Origin of the sequence: Aestuariispira ectoiniformans (genome assembly GCF_025136295.1) — a bacterium.
Lineage (GTDB): Bacteria > Pseudomonadota > Alphaproteobacteria > UBA8366 > Aestuariispiraceae > Aestuariispira_A > Aestuariispira_A ectoiniformans.
This window is the reverse complement of record NZ_CP062788.1, coordinates 1,218,355-1,231,838: the sequence shown is the minus strand read 5'-3', so window position 1 is coordinate 1,231,838 and position 13,484 is coordinate 1,218,355. Positions and strand designations below refer to the sequence as shown.

11 protein-coding genes are annotated in these 13,484 nt (G+C 58.1%); 5 read left to right on the top strand and 6 right to left on the bottom strand.

Annotation, left to right across the window (positions count from 1 at the left end):
• The first annotated feature begins 75 nt into the window (after positions 1-75).
• The 4 genes from IF205_RS06015 to IF205_RS06000 all read left to right on the top strand — a co-directional run bounded on the left by IF205_RS06015 (position 76) and on the right by IF205_RS06000 (position 5,622).
• A complete protein-coding gene (locus tag IF205_RS06015) occupies positions 76-1,626 on the top strand; it encodes an ABC transporter substrate-binding protein (protein ID WP_259782387.1) in 1,551 nt (516 codons plus the stop codon).
• A gap of 84 nt (positions 1,627-1,710) precedes the next feature.
• Positions 1,711-2,655 carry an ABC transporter permease gene (locus IF205_RS06010; RefSeq protein WP_259782386.1) on the top strand — a complete coding sequence of 315 codons (945 nt, stop codon included), beginning with the start codon at positions 1,711-1,713 and terminating at the stop codon, positions 2,653-2,655.
• Positions 2,656-2,692: 37 nt separating this feature from the next.
• Complete coding sequence (locus IF205_RS06005) at positions 2,693-3,580, top strand: ABC transporter permease (protein ID WP_259782385.1); 888 nt, start codon at positions 2,693-2,695, stop codon at positions 3,578-3,580.
• Positions 3,581-3,582: 2 nt separating this feature from the next.
• Positions 3,583-5,622, top strand: coding sequence for a dipeptide ABC transporter ATP-binding protein (locus IF205_RS06000; protein WP_259782384.1), 2,040 nt, complete (start codon positions 3,583-3,585; stop codon positions 5,620-5,622).
• A 138-nt stretch (positions 5,623-5,760) separates the two neighbouring features.
• Here IF205_RS06000 and IF205_RS05995 read toward each other — a convergent pair whose 3' ends face one another.
• The 6 genes from IF205_RS05995 to ytfQ form a co-directional block, all read right to left on the bottom strand.
• Positions 5,761-6,738, bottom strand: a complete 978-nt coding sequence (locus IF205_RS05995; protein WP_259782383.1) for an aldose epimerase family protein — start codon at positions 6,736-6,738, stop codon at positions 5,761-5,763.
• A gap of 26 nt (positions 6,739-6,764) precedes the next feature.
• Positions 6,765-7,499: a FadR/GntR family transcriptional regulator gene (locus tag IF205_RS05990; RefSeq protein ID WP_259782382.1), complete on the bottom strand. Its 735-nt coding sequence runs from the start codon at positions 7,497-7,499 to the stop codon at positions 6,765-6,767.
• Complete coding sequence (gene yjfF, locus IF205_RS05985; protein WP_259782381.1) at positions 7,500-8,486, bottom strand: galactofuranose ABC transporter, permease protein YjfF; 987 nt, start codon at positions 8,484-8,486, stop codon at positions 7,500-7,502.
• Positions 8,483-9,505: an ABC transporter permease gene (locus tag IF205_RS05980; protein WP_259782380.1), complete on the bottom strand. Its 1,023-nt coding sequence runs from the start codon at positions 9,503-9,505 to the stop codon at positions 8,483-8,485. Before IF205_RS05980 ends, yjfF begins: the two co-directional genes overlap by 4 nt.
• Positions 9,502-11,022, bottom strand: a complete 1,521-nt coding sequence (locus IF205_RS05975; protein ID WP_311195740.1) for a sugar ABC transporter ATP-binding protein — start codon at positions 11,020-11,022, stop codon at positions 9,502-9,504. The genes IF205_RS05980 and IF205_RS05975 overlap by 4 nt, the downstream gene beginning before the upstream one ends.
• A gap of 123 nt (positions 11,023-11,145) precedes the next feature.
• Positions 11,146-12,105, bottom strand: coding sequence for a galactofuranose ABC transporter, galactofuranose-binding protein YtfQ (ytfQ, locus tag IF205_RS05970; protein ID WP_311195739.1), 960 nt, complete (start codon positions 12,103-12,105; stop codon positions 11,146-11,148).
• A 521-nt stretch (positions 12,106-12,626) separates the two neighbouring features.
• Between ytfQ and IF205_RS05965 the strand changes: the two genes are divergently transcribed.
• Positions 12,627-13,451 (top strand): substrate-binding periplasmic protein, encoded by an 825-nt coding sequence (locus IF205_RS05965; RefSeq protein ID WP_259782379.1) that lies wholly within the window; start codon positions 12,627-12,629, stop codon positions 13,449-13,451.
• Positions 13,452-13,484 lie beyond the last annotated feature (33 nt).

Sequence of the window (13,484 nt, the reverse complement as noted above, 5' to 3'; positions counted from 1 at the left end):
GGTGCACTTGAAGGGGGAAATGCAAGTGACGCCAAGATTTCGGAACAACCAAAAAATACCAAACAGGAGAGAGAAATGAAGAGTTTAACCACATCCCGGCGCGCCTTTTTGGCCTCGACCGCCGCGATTGGCGCCTACAGCCTGCTGCCAGGACTGCCGAAATTCGCCTATGCGGACGGCAACGTGCTCAAGCTGCGCCTTGATAGCGACAATGAAATTCTCGATCCCGGCTATATGACCGGCGCAACCGAGATCGAAGCCCAGAAACAGTGTCTGCCATTCCTGGCGGAATATGCGCGAAACGGGGAAACCTTCGGCTGGCAGCCAACCTATTTCGTGAAAAAGCTGGAGCAGCGCGACCCCACCCACATCGATTTCGAACTTGAAGAAGGGCTTGTCTGGTCCAACGGTTATGGCCCGGTCAAAGCCTCCGACGTCAAGTTTTCCTATGAACGGATGAAGGAATCCGACTGGTCGGGCTATTTCACCGCCCTGGATCATGTTGAAGTGACCGGTGACCGCACCGGCACCATTGTCCTGAATACGGCCTTTGCGCCCTTCATCATGATTACCCTGTGCCATGGTCCGGGTGCGATTGTCTGCGCACAGGCCGTCAAGGATGTCGGCGGCAAGTTCACCAACAAGTTCCCGGCGGTCTGCGGCCCCTATACCTACGAACAAACGCCCGGTCAGCGCGCTACCTTTAAGGCCAACCCGGAATGGAACGGCCCCAAACCGGCCTTTGAACGGGTGGAAGCCAACGTTATTACGGAAGTCAAAGCCGCCGAACTGGCCTTCGAGGCCGGTGAGCTGGACTGCACCAAAATCGGCTCAGACACGCTGGCGCGTTATCAGAAGGAAATGCCCGCCGGGTCGGAAATCACCGTTGGCGGCGAGCTTCAGTATATGTGGATGGGCATGAATACCGAGCATCCGAAGCTGAAGGATCAAAAGGTCCGCCGCGCAATCCAGCATGCCATTGACGTGGATTCGATCCTGGCCGGGGCCTATTCCGGCACAACGCGCAAATCACACGGCATCGTCTGCCCCGGCCTGATCGGGCAACGCGACGCGACCAAATATTACAGCTACGACCCGGCCAAGGCCCGGGCTCTGTTGGAAGAAGCCGGCGTTTCCGGCCTGCAGTTGACCCTGCGGACCTTAAACCAGCAGGAACGTGTGCTGGCCGCGCAGATCATCCAGGCGAACCTCGCGGCCATCGGCATCACGGTAAAGGTCATGCCACTGGACAGCGGTCCGTTCTGGGAAATGGGCCAGGAAAGCAAAGGCGACACCTGGCAGGACCTGGAACTGTGGCTGATGCGTTTCGGCACGACTCCCGACCCCTATGAGGCCTCCCAGTGGTTTGTTTCCAGCCAGGTCGGTATCTGGAACTGGGAGCGCTGGACGAGCGAGGAATATGATGCGCTATATCAGCAGGGTATCGTGGAGACCGACGATGCCAAGCGCCGTGAGATCTATCTGAAGATGCAGGATATCATGGAAGAAACCGGTGCTTATGTCTGGATCAACCATGAGCCGGAAACCTTTGTTCACCGCTCCTCGATCAATGTGAATTCCTCCCCCTCCGGGGAGTTGAACTATCGCCGCTTCACCAGGACGTAGGACCGGGTATCCGGGCAGGGCTTGTCCCTGCCCGAGCTGTCCCCCAAAGGTCTGCCCGCATTACAGAAGCAGGGAACGGTCAAAATGATTATTTACCTAGTGAAGAGATTGGGGCTGGCATTAGCAGTGGTTCTCGCTGTCATTCTGGTGCTGTTTTCTCTCTTGCATCTCATACCGGGGGATCCGGCGACGATCGCATTGGGCCCCAGGGCCACGCCAGAAGCTGTCGCCCGCTATGCAGCGAAAATGCATCTGGACGAGCCCGTGTGGATGCAGTTCCTGATCTATGTGAAAAACGCCGCCATGGGCGACCTTGGCGTGGACGTGTTCTCCGACCGAAGCGTCACAACAATCATTGGCGAACGTATCGGCTTCACCCTTGCGCTGGTTTCGACCGGTCTTGGATGGGCGATCCTGCTGGGCATTCCCATCGGCTGCCTCGCGGCCGTCAAACCCAATACGGCAATGGACCGCATCGTCGGTATTCTGTCTGTTGGCACCATTGCGGTTCCATCCTTTGTGGTCTCGATCTGGTCACTGTTGATATTTGCCGTGGTCCTGCGCTGGCTGCCGGCAATCGGCGCCGGTGAGCCCGGTGACCTGGGAGACCAGATATCGCATCTGGTCCTGCCGGCATTTGCCGTCGGGCTTAGCTGGGTTGGTTACGTCTCGCGGATGGTGCGCGCCTCCATGCTGGAAGTGATGGGGGAAAACTACATCCGGTCGGCCCATGCCTTCGGGCTGGAACCCCGCCGGGTGGTTTACGGCTACGCGCTGAGGGTTGCTGTGTTGCCAACCATCACGCTGATCGGCATGGGGTTCGGCGGTCTGATTTCATCCGCGGTATTCGCCGAAATCATCTTTGCGCGGCCCGGCATCGGCAAGCTGATCTTCGACGCCGTCATGGCCCGGAACTTTCCAATCGTGCAGGGCGCGGTGCTTGTAGCGACTTCGCTATATATCAGCATCGTCCTGTTTTCTGACCTCTTGATAGCTTGGTTTGATCCCCGTGTCCGAGAATCCCTCTAATACAGAAACCGGCATCCCAAGCGTCGATTCCGCTGGCATGCCGGACCATCTTTCCGAAGAATATATTCGGGAATCCGCCGCGCGTGAGCGCCGACAGAAATTGTTGCAATTCACCCGGAACTGGCAGGGCATGACCGGGTTGATCCTGGTGCTGGCCTTCTTCGCCAGCGCGATTTTCGCCCCCTGGCTGGCGCCTTACGACCCCAATGCCCTCGATATTCCGGCACGACTGTCGATTCCGACCATGGACCACTTGGCCGGGACCGATCAGCTGGGCCGCGATACCTTTTCGCGTATTCTCTTTGGCGGGCAGGTCGCGCTGAAGATTGCGGCAATCGGCGTATCGGTCGCCCTGTCGGTCGGCCTGGTTCTCGGCATGCTGGCGGGCTACGGACCGCGATGGCTGGATAACCTGCTGCTGTTGTTATTCGACACGGTCCGCGCCTTCCCGACCATCGTCCTGGCCCTGGCCACCGTCGCGCTGACAGGGCCCAGCCTGGAACTGGTCATGGCCATCGTGATCATCACGTCGATCCCGCAATATGCCCGCATGGCACGGACGGCCACCCTAACCCTCAGGAATACCGATTTCATCCTGGCAGAACGCTCGCTTGGTGCCGGCATGCCCCGTATCCTGGCTCATCACGTGATGCCGAATGTGATCGGGCCTCTGGTGATCCTGGCGGCCATGGATGTACCGGTTGTGGTGACAATCGAAGCCGGGCTCAGTTTCCTCGGCCTTGGCGTCCTGCCACCGACAGCCAGTTGGGGCACGATCCTGAATGAAGGCTATCTGGTTATCCGGGACAACCCCTGGATGGTGATCGCCGGGGGCATCCCCCTGATCCTGACCACGCTGGGCTTCACTTTCCTGGGTGAGGCGTTGCGAGACATCTTTGACCCGCGCATGGCGAAGGGACGCTAATCATGGAAAATCTGTTGGACATCCGAAATCTCTGCGTCGATTTCCGGACAAACCGCGGGCGCATCCATGCCCTGAGGGATATCAGTTTCGGCGTGCGCAAGAACCGCATTGTCGGCATCGTCGGCGAAAGCGGGTCGGGCAAAAGCACGGTCCTCTGGTCGATCCTGGGCCTGCTGGCCGGCAATGCCGATGTCACCGGCGGCAAAATCCTGTTTGGCGATCAGGATATGTTGAAGCTCAGTGAAAAGGCGCTGCGCGCCAAACGCGGCGAGGATATCTCTGTTGTTTTCCAGGATCCGATGACGTCACAGATCCCTGTCCTGACCTATGGACGTCAGATGCTGGATATCCTCTACCGCCGCCCGGGCCTTCCCAATTCAGAAAAATTCCGGATGGCCGTGGAGATGATGGAAAAAGTCGGCATTCCGGACCCGGAGGCACGCATCCGCCAGTATCCGCACCATTTCTCCGGCGGCATGCGACAACGCGCCGGGATTGCCATGGCCCTGCTCACCGGACCGAAACTGCTGCTGGCAGACGAGCCGACAACGGCCCTGGATGTCACCATGGAAGCGCAGATCATTCACTTGTTGCAGGAATTGCAGCGTGAACTGGAAGCGACCGTCGTCGTGGTCTCCCATAACCTGGGCCTGATCGCGGAGCTTTGCGACGATGTGGTTGTCATGTATGCCGGTGAAGTCGTGGAAGCGGGGGATGTGCGCGAAATCTTCTACAACCCGCAGCATCCCTATACCCGTGCCCTATTAGAATGTGATCCCGCACGAATTATGGAGCGCTCGAGCAAACTGCCGGTCATTCCCGGCGACATTCCAGACCTGGCCCTGCCACAGCGCGGCTGTATTTTCGCAAGCCGTTGCCAAAAGGCATTACCGGCCTGCCGGGACAAAACGCCCCCCATGGCGGATACCCATGAAGGCGGCATGGCACGCTGTCACCTCCTGGACGGTCCATACCGGGACGAGAGCTGGCTGCCGCCGCTGGATAAGCTGACTGTTCAGACAGGATATAGCTCTGTGCAATCTTCGGCCCCTTCCGCCAACACAGCGACGCCGGTCCTGGATGTGCGTGACCTGAATGTCCGTTTCCGCACCATGAGCGGTATCGAAGCAAAGATTCATGGTGTGAAGCGCCCCTTCGTCGACGCCGTACTGGACGTGACCCTGTCCGTTCGCCCCGGCGAGACGGTCGGTCTGGTGGGGGAGAGCGGGTCCGGCAAAACGACATTGGGCCGGACGATCCTGAACCTCGCAGCAGCCTATAACGGTTCTGTCCGGTTCGAAGGCCGGGAAATTCGTAATATGACAGAAAGGCGCTTCAAACCTTTGCGCCGGGACATGGCCATGATGTTCCAGGACCCGATCGGTTCGCTCAGCCCACGCAAGTCCATCCGTGCGCTGATCACGGAACCCTTCCAGATTCACGGCATCACGGATGTCGACCTGGATGAGGAAGCGGAACGGCTCGCCGATCTCGTGCGACTCCCAAAACCGCTTTTGGCACGCTATCCGCATGAATTATCCGGCGGTCAGGCAAGGCGTGTAGGCGTGGCCCGGGCTCTTGCCTTGAACCCGAAACTGATTATCGCCGACGAACCTACCGCGGGGCTGGACGTATCAGTTCAGGGGGAAATCCTGAACCTGATGGCGGACCTGCAGGCGGAACATAACCTTGGGTATCTGATCATCACCCACAATCTGCCGGTGGTCCGGCATATCAGTGACCGCCTGGCGATCATGTATCTGGGCCGCGTCGTCGAACAGGGCAACGCCGAAGAAATCTTCAACAACCCGGCGCATCCCTATACGGAGGCGCTCGTGCGTGGCGTGCCTCAGCCCGATCCGGACCGTCGCCGCAAGCATGTGTCGATCTCCGGTGAGGTACCAAGCCTGCTAAACCGGCCCAAGGGTTGTGACTTCGTCAAACGCTGCCCCTATGCCAAACCGCAATGCGAACAGGAAAAACCCGGCCATGTGCAAACGGCCGACCATCGGGAACACGCATGCCTGTTCCCACTTGTTTAGATCGTATTGAAGTTTTCTCGAAAACTGCAGTGGTCCAAACTTGGGGTTCAGCTTACCGGAGGCGAACCTGCTTATAGCAACCTTGTCGTAGACTGGAGCCCTTCAGGCCAAGCCCCTTCAATTGGTGAAATGGCATTGTCAACGTGGCAATGCCTCCGGCGGATGGCTCTGAGCAAAAGAGAAGACCGTGTGCTGGCGGTATGTTTCGCCAGGCCGCAACAGGGCGGACGGAAACCCTGTGTGGTTGGGTGCGTCCGGCCAGATTTGCGGCTCCAGCGCCAATCCGGCATAGGCGCGGTAAGGCCCCGCATTGATGCCGGCCCCGTCGTAGAACTGCAGGCCGGGCTCCGTCGTCTCGATCGTCATGGTCACATCACCCTCTGGTGCGGACAGCCGCGCGACCGGTCGCAGATCCACGCGCCGCTCTGCCAGGCAGTAATTATGATCGTAACCAGTGGAGAGCCGTTCGGCGGTCAGGACGGCGTCTTTCCGGAAATCGAACGGCGAGCCCTTCACTGCCGCCAAAGCCCCCGTCGGGATGAGCGTGTCGGTCACGGGCAGATACCGATCGGCTATAATGCGCAACCGGTGTCCTTCGATTGAGGCACTACCGCCCAGGTTGAAATAGGCGTGATGTGCGAAATTGCAGAGGGTTTCCTCGTCTGTTTCGGCCTCGACTTCGAGGGAGAGCGCCGGACCGGAGAGAATCTCGAACGTGACTTGAACATCCAGACAACCGGGGAACCCCATATGCCCGTCCGGCAGCCTGTCGACAAAAGTGACTGAGGAGGTCGTCCTGCTTGCCACCCGCCAGACACGCATTGAACTGCCGTCGCGCCCCCCATGGAGCAGATGCCGGTCGAGAAAATTCCGGTCAAGCTGAACAGCCCGGCCGCCGATGACAGCCCGTCCCTCGCATATCCGATTCGCGTAGCGCCCGGCCATCGCCCCGAAATACTGATCGGCATGGCGTAGATAATCCACCGGTTCATCGAAGCCCAGCACCAGCGATCGATCGACGCTCGCCAATCTGAGGTCCTGAAGCGTTGCACCGTAGTTGAGGAAGCGCGCCGACAGGCCATGCCCGGAGATCGCCACGGCTTCAATGTCCGGCACTCCTGGAACGTCTTGACGCGCCCCGTTCACGCCCGCTCCTCTATATTTTTTGAAATGCGGCGGGCGCCCTCCCTAATAACCGCTTCCATTGCCTTGGTGGCGGCCGTTCCATCGCGCACCTCGATCGCTTCCGCCACAAGGCGGTGAGAATGCGCGACCTTCAACCGTCTTTCAGGATCCTCGGCTGGCGAACTCGTCTCGAAGGCCAGCGTCAGGGCCGCCTCGATCAGATTGCCCACCGAATACATGAAAGGATTCCCTGACGCGGCGAGAAGCGTCAGATGAAAATCGAGATCCGCCATCGCGAACGCCTCATTCGAACAGGAGGCCGCCATCTTATCGGCGAAGGCCTTCAGGGCCGCGATATCTTCCGCGCAGGCATTCGCCGCAGCGAGACTCGCGGCGAATGGTTCGAACGAAAGCCGCATTTCACAAAGGTGACGTAACAGCTCATCAGTAATACCTATGGCAAAATACCAACCGAGGACGTCCGCATCGAGAAGGTTCCATTTCGTACTGTCATTGACCCGTGTTCCCACCCGTGCGCGAGGATAGACCAGTCCTTTCGCCGCCAATGTCTTCATGGCTTCGCGCAGGACGGTCCGCGATACATCGAACCGTTCCTCGAGTTCACTATCCGGGGGCAATAGTGTTCCGACCGGGATTTCTCCACCGACAATCGCAGCCCCCAGCTCATTGACCACGAATGTGTGATTGTTTCGCGAGGCCCGTCCTGCCATTGCCGATTTGAGCAACGCCATCTAACCCGTCTCCCTAAGTCGCGCCCTCGCCCGCTCCCGGCTCGATATCCAGACCAAAGCCTTTTGCAGAACGATAAAAGAAAAAAGGAGAATACCAACTACGATTTTGGTCCACCAGCTTGAAAGGGTGCCGTCGAAGATAATGTAGGTCTGGATCAAGCCCATGATCATCACGCCAATGAAGGTGCCGAATACAAACCCGGCGCCGCCGGTCAGCAATGTCCCCCCGATCACAACGGCGGCGATCGCATCCAGCTCGACACCGACGGTCGCCAGCGGATAGCCCGCTGAGGTGTAGATCGAGAACACAATCCCCGCCAGCCCGGCCAAGAAGCCCGACATCCCATAGATCCGAATCATCGTACGCCCGACCGGCACACCCATGAGTTTGGCGGTCTGCAGGCCGCCCCCCAAGGCATAGACGTTCGTTCCGAACTTCGTCCGGTGCGCCACCAACATACCCATCAAAACAACGAGCGCCATCAGGCCGCCTATAAGTGTCAACCGGCCTTTCCCCGGCATCAGGTAATACATGCCCTGGAGCTGATCAAAGAACGCATGGTCGATCGGCACAGAGTCCAGCGTCAGCACGTAGGCCGCCCCCCGCGCCAGGAACATTCCCGCCAATGTGACGATGAAGGGCGGCATCTCAAGATAGTGGATCAGCGCCCCCATGCAGGCCCCGAACGCCGTCGTCATGACGAGAAGGAGCGCGAACACCAGGAGCGGCGGCAGGGAAGTGTCGCGCAGAACAACGGCGATGAACACCCCCGAGAACGCGACCACCGAGCCGACCGACAGGTCGATCCCTCCGGACAGGATGACGAACGTCATGCCGACCGCGACAATTCCGAGGAACGCGTTGTCCGTCATCAGATTGCCGATGACCCGCGTGGAAAGCATCGCGGGAAACTGCGCGTAGCACACCGCATAGGCCACGAGAAAGATGGCGATGGTCGCCATGAGAGGAAGCGTGCGCGTGTTCATTGGACGATGCTCTCCCCATTTACCACGTTCTTTCGCTTGGTCCGAACTGTGCGAAAGGCCGCCATGGCCCGCGGCGACTGCAGGACGAGAATGACGAGGATAATGGTTGCCTTGATAACGAGGTTGAACTCAGGCGGGAAACCGGACAGTAGAATTCCCGTGTTGACGGCTTGGATGATCATCGCGCCGATGAGCGATGCGAGGATCGAGAACCGCCCGCCGAGCAACGATGTGCCGCCGATCACCACGGCGAGAATCGCATCGATTTCCAACCACAAGCCCGCGTTGTTGGCATCCGCGCCCTGTATATCTGCAGCCGCGATTACGCCGGCCACTGCAGCGCAAAGACCGGATGCCATGTAAACAGCAACCAGCAGGACACGTGTGTTAATCCCCGCCAGCATGCTCGCCCGACGGTTGACACCGATCGATTCGATGAGAAGCCCCAATGCCGTTCGACGGACAACCATCGCAAAAGCGATCCCGACGGCGATCCAGATCAGAACCGGCATTGGAATCGCCATGAACGCCCCCGCGCCGATATAGATCAATCCCTCATGCGTGAAGGTCAGGATAGCTCCTTCCGTAATGAGCTGGGCGATACCGCGGCCCGCGACCATCAGGGTCAGGGTGGCGACAATCGGCTGAATGCCCAGGATCGCGATCAGAAAACCGTTCCAGATTCCGCAGAGAAGCCCCGCCCCAAGGGCCAGCCCCAAAGCCGTCGCCAGCCCCATTTCCTGATCGATGGCCGACGCCGCCACCGCGCCCGCGATCGCCATGATGGCGCCAACCGATAGATCAATCCCGCCTGTCGCGATGACAAGCGTCATGCCGATGGCCAGTAGTGCAACCGGCGCACCGCGGTTAAGGATATCGATCGGGCTGCCAAACAGACGACCGTTCGCGACGCTGATATCGAAGAAGCCCGGGAACACCACCGCAATCAGCAAGAGGACAATACCCAGCACGGCTATTTGCGGGGCGATTCGCTTCAGCAGGTCGAGAGATATATTCATGCCGCGGCTCCCCTGCCCGATGCTGCAATGGCCGAGACCATGTTTTCCGTCGTGATTTCCGAACCGATCAATTCCGCGACATGGTGGCGGTCGCGCACGACGATCACGCGGTGGCTATAGGTCACGAGTTCATCGAACTCTGATGAAATGACGAGCAGTGACATGCCCGCCGCGCAGAGTTCCTCGATCAACCGGATAATCTCGGCATGCGCGCCGACGTCGATACCGCGGGTCGGCTCGTCGAGGATGAGGAAGCGCGGATTGGTCGCCAGCCAACGCGCCAGCATAACTTTCTGCTGATTGCCGCCGGACAGCTGGCCCACCGGCTTTTCAATGTTTTCGGTCCGGATGTCGAGTCTGCGCACGAACTCCTCGGCCATTTCCGTCTGTTCTCGTACAGGCAACGGCTTCGTCCATCCCGAACGTGCCTGCAGCGCCAGAATGATGTTTTCGCGAACCGACAGATCGCCAATGATTCCGTCGCTTTTACGATCCTCCGGGGCGAACCCGAAACCAGAGCTGATGGCATCCCGGGGTGTATCGAGGCCGATTGGCCCGTCCTTGTCATCGGCCGTTCCGGAATCATGCCGCGCGACGCCAAACAGCACCTCGGCGGTCTCCGTCCGGCCAGAGCCGAGAAGGCCGGCAACACCGATGACTTCACCCGCACGGACTTCCAGATCGAACGGCGCGATATGTCCCGAACGGCCAAACGACTTGAATCGGATCGCCGGCGCGTCTTCGGGGCGATCTGCGCGGCCTATGACACGCGTCTCCTCCTGCAGTTCGCGGCCCAGCATCAGGTTGACGAGTTGTATGCGATCAATATCTGCGGCGCGCTCCGTCCCGATCAAGCGCCCGTTGCGCAAGATCGTCAGACGATCCGAAATATCGAACACCTGGTCGAGAAAGTGCGAGATGAATATTATGCCAAGACCACGGTCGCGAAGCGTGCGCACTACGTCGAACAGCATCTCAACTTCCTGTGCATCGAGACTGGCCGTTGGCTCGTCGAGGATAAGGACCTTGCCGGAAAGCGTGACCGCACGGGCGATGGCGATAACCTGCCGAACCGCGACCGAATAGCTGTCGAGGTTTCGCCTAACGTCAATTTCCAGACCATAGTGTGACAGGCACTCCTGAGCCTCGCGGTTCATCGCGCGGCGGGAGATCATACCGAAGCGGGTTGCCTGATGGCCGAGGAAGAGGTTCTCGGCGACTGTCAGGTTTGGCAGGAGATTAACCTCCTGATAGACGCTCCCGATACCGAGCTCCTGCGCCTCCTGCGTGCTCCGGGGATTGATCGCGCGGCCTTCGAGTAAAATGTCGCCGCCGTCGCGGCGGTGTGCACCGCCAATACATTTGATGAGGGTTGATTTACCTGCGCCGTTTTCGCCCAGCAAGGCATGAACTTCTCCCGCTTCGAGGGTGAAATCGATCCCATCCAGGGCGATCGTACCAGGAAAAACCTTCATTACGGATGTCGCGCAGAGCAGTGGGTTATTACCATTCGACACTTCGGCCTCCTTGATTACGACAGAGGGCCGGTGAGGCCCGCGATCTATACGATACCAATGCGCATGAACGCGGGCCTCACCGCCAGTCTTCGGCCCCTATTGGCCGATCGTTTTCAAGAGAGATCAGTATCCCAGGTCCTTTTTCACCTCATAAACCGCCATTGGGTCGTCATCTTGGGTGTAGAGCTTGGACTCGGTCTGGATAAACTTCGCCGGCATCGTGCCATTTTTCCTGTAGGCATCCAGCGCATCGAAAGCCGGCCCCGCCATGTTCGGCGTGAGCTCGACGGTCGCGTTTGCCTCGCCCGCAGCCATTGCCTTGAAGATGTCCGGCACTGCGTCGATGGAGACAATCAGGATATCCTTGCCGGGTTTCAGGCCGGCTTCCTTGATCGCCTGAATAGCCCCGACGGCCATATCGTCATTATGGGCATAGAGCGCACAGATATTGGCGCCGCCATTTTCGGCTTTGAGAAAGCTCTCCATGACTTCCTTGCCCTTGGTACGGGTGAAGTCGCCGGTTTGGCTGCGGATGATCTTCAGATTGTCATGGCCTGCGATCGCCTCCCCAAACCCCTTCTTCCGGTCAATGGCAGGCGAGGAGCCGGTGGTCCCCTGAAGCTCCACGATATTGCAGCTCTTGCCGCCGACTTTATCAACCAGCCATTGGCCGGCCACACGTCCCTCATGAACGAGGTTCGAGCCAACGGCGGTCAGATAGAGGTCCTTCGGTGCATCCACCATACGATCGAGAAGCACGACCGGGATTTCAGATTCCTTTGCCTCTTTCAGCACGGAATCCCAACCTGTTGCCACCACCGGCGCCAGCAGGATGGCATCTACACCCTGCGCGATAAAGGATCGGATTGCCTTGATCTGATTCTCCTGCTTCTGCTGCGCATCTGCGAATTTCAGGTTGATGCCCCTCTGTTCAGCCTGGTTGTGAGTGATTGTCGTCTCGGCGGCACGCCAACCGGATTCCGATCCGATCTGCGAAAAACCGATTGTCTGGGCAATGGCGGCTGACGCGCTCAACGTCGTCGCGACGAGAACTCCCAAACCGATCCATGACTTGTTACGCATTGTTCATTTCCTCCCTGTCATTGATTTCATTCGATTATGGTTTTTTGTTTTTTCGAATTTATGTTGCGCTAAAAAATCATACTATATTATTTTTGTAAATATCAAAAAAGATCATCCACCCGCATCGATCGTGCCCATGCGAGGGGTCCCGCCCCTCAACAGGCCCCTCGTGATGCACTGCCTCAAAGGTTTTGTGCTGATGGAATACGGGCCTTCAATGCTGCGATTGTCGGTCGCCATTTGTCACTGACAACTTGCGCCGGAACATATCCATATCTCTTAAGCAGATGCCGGAAAGAAATTTGTGTCGGGTTCTAATCTGACAATGCCCCTCTAACTCCCTGGCCCGGCAAGCCCAGGTCATGAAACGTGAATTGGCGGAATTGTCTTCAAAGGCCAAGACACTATGACGGTATTTTCTGTAGGTCATGGGCCCACATTGGCTTAAAGTGACTTCGGGTAAATCACAGCCTGCTAGCCTGCTTCAGCTTAGGGGAAAGAGTAACTGCTGGTGACGTATTATGAGCGGAATACCGCACACATTTCTGGAACGTTCCCTATTCCCTACCTGCAGGACCCGGTTGTTTTGGGGGCTGATCGTTACCCTGCTCGCCTGCATACTCATACAGAAGGCTTGGGGTGGTGAACCTGTCTTACGCATCAACTGCAGTGACTGGCCGCCTTATGTGGATTCTGGAATGGCGCAGGGTGGTGTCGCTACGGAGATTGTCCGCGAAGCCTTTCGCAGAGAAGGGCTGACGACGGAATTGCATACCTACCCCTGGGCCCGCGCACTGTTCAATACGAGACACCTTATAGACGATGCCAGTATTTGTGCCTGGCGTAGCACAGAGCGAGAAAAGGAATTCCTTTACAGTGCACCGATTCTGGTAAACAGGTTAATCTTTGTGAAGAGGAAATCATTGAGGATTCATTGGCGTACACTCATGGATTTGCGTCCCTACACCTTTGCTGTCGAGCGAGGTTCCGTACATGAAGCGGCGTTCGATGCAGCCGAGTATCTGCAAAAATACGAAGTGGCTGACAAGATTAAGGCTCTGAAGATGGTTTTGATCGGGCGGGCAGACCTGACGCCACTGGATGAAGGTCTTGCGCATCACATCCTGGCAACGCAGTTCCACGATAAACAGGACAATGTGGATTTCCTAATGCCGCCGCTATCTGAATTGACGTTGCATATTATTGTTTCGAAGAAGCACCGCCAAGGCCAGCGAATTGTCGATCTGTTTAACGCCGGCCTGGCCGACATGAGAAGAGACGGTAGTTATTTGGACATCCTGGAACGTGCGCACATGGACGGAATAAAATACCCGCCACAGGGGTGAGGGCTGCTTTATCCCTCAGATGCCGGTGGCGGC

Coding starts and splice junctions, on each gene's coding strand:
- IF205_RS06005 (WP_259782385.1), top strand. CDS start 2,693: ATGCCGGACCATCTTTCCGAAGAATATATTCGGGAATCCGCCGCGCGT.
- IF205_RS05980 (WP_259782380.1), bottom strand. CDS start 9,505: ATGAATATATCTCTCGACCTGCTGAAGCGAATCGCCCCGCAAATAGCC.
- IF205_RS06015 (WP_259782387.1), top strand. CDS start 76: ATGAAGAGTTTAACCACATCCCGGCGCGCCTTTTTGGCCTCGACCGCC.
- yjfF (WP_259782381.1), bottom strand. CDS start 8,486: ATGAACACGCGCACGCTTCCTCTCATGGCGACCATCGCCATCTTTCTC.
- IF205_RS05965 (WP_259782379.1), top strand. CDS start 12,627: ATGAGCGGAATACCGCACACATTTCTGGAACGTTCCCTATTCCCTACC.
- IF205_RS06010 (WP_259782386.1), top strand. CDS start 1,711: ATGATTATTTACCTAGTGAAGAGATTGGGGCTGGCATTAGCAGTGGTT.
- IF205_RS06000 (WP_259782384.1), top strand. CDS start 3,583: ATGGAAAATCTGTTGGACATCCGAAATCTCTGCGTCGATTTCCGGACA.
- IF205_RS05990 (WP_259782382.1), bottom strand. CDS start 7,499: ATGGCGTTGCTCAAATCGGCAATGGCAGGACGGGCCTCGCGAAACAAT.
- ytfQ (WP_311195739.1), bottom strand. CDS start 12,105: ATGCGTAACAAGTCATGGATCGGTTTGGGAGTTCTCGTCGCGACGACG.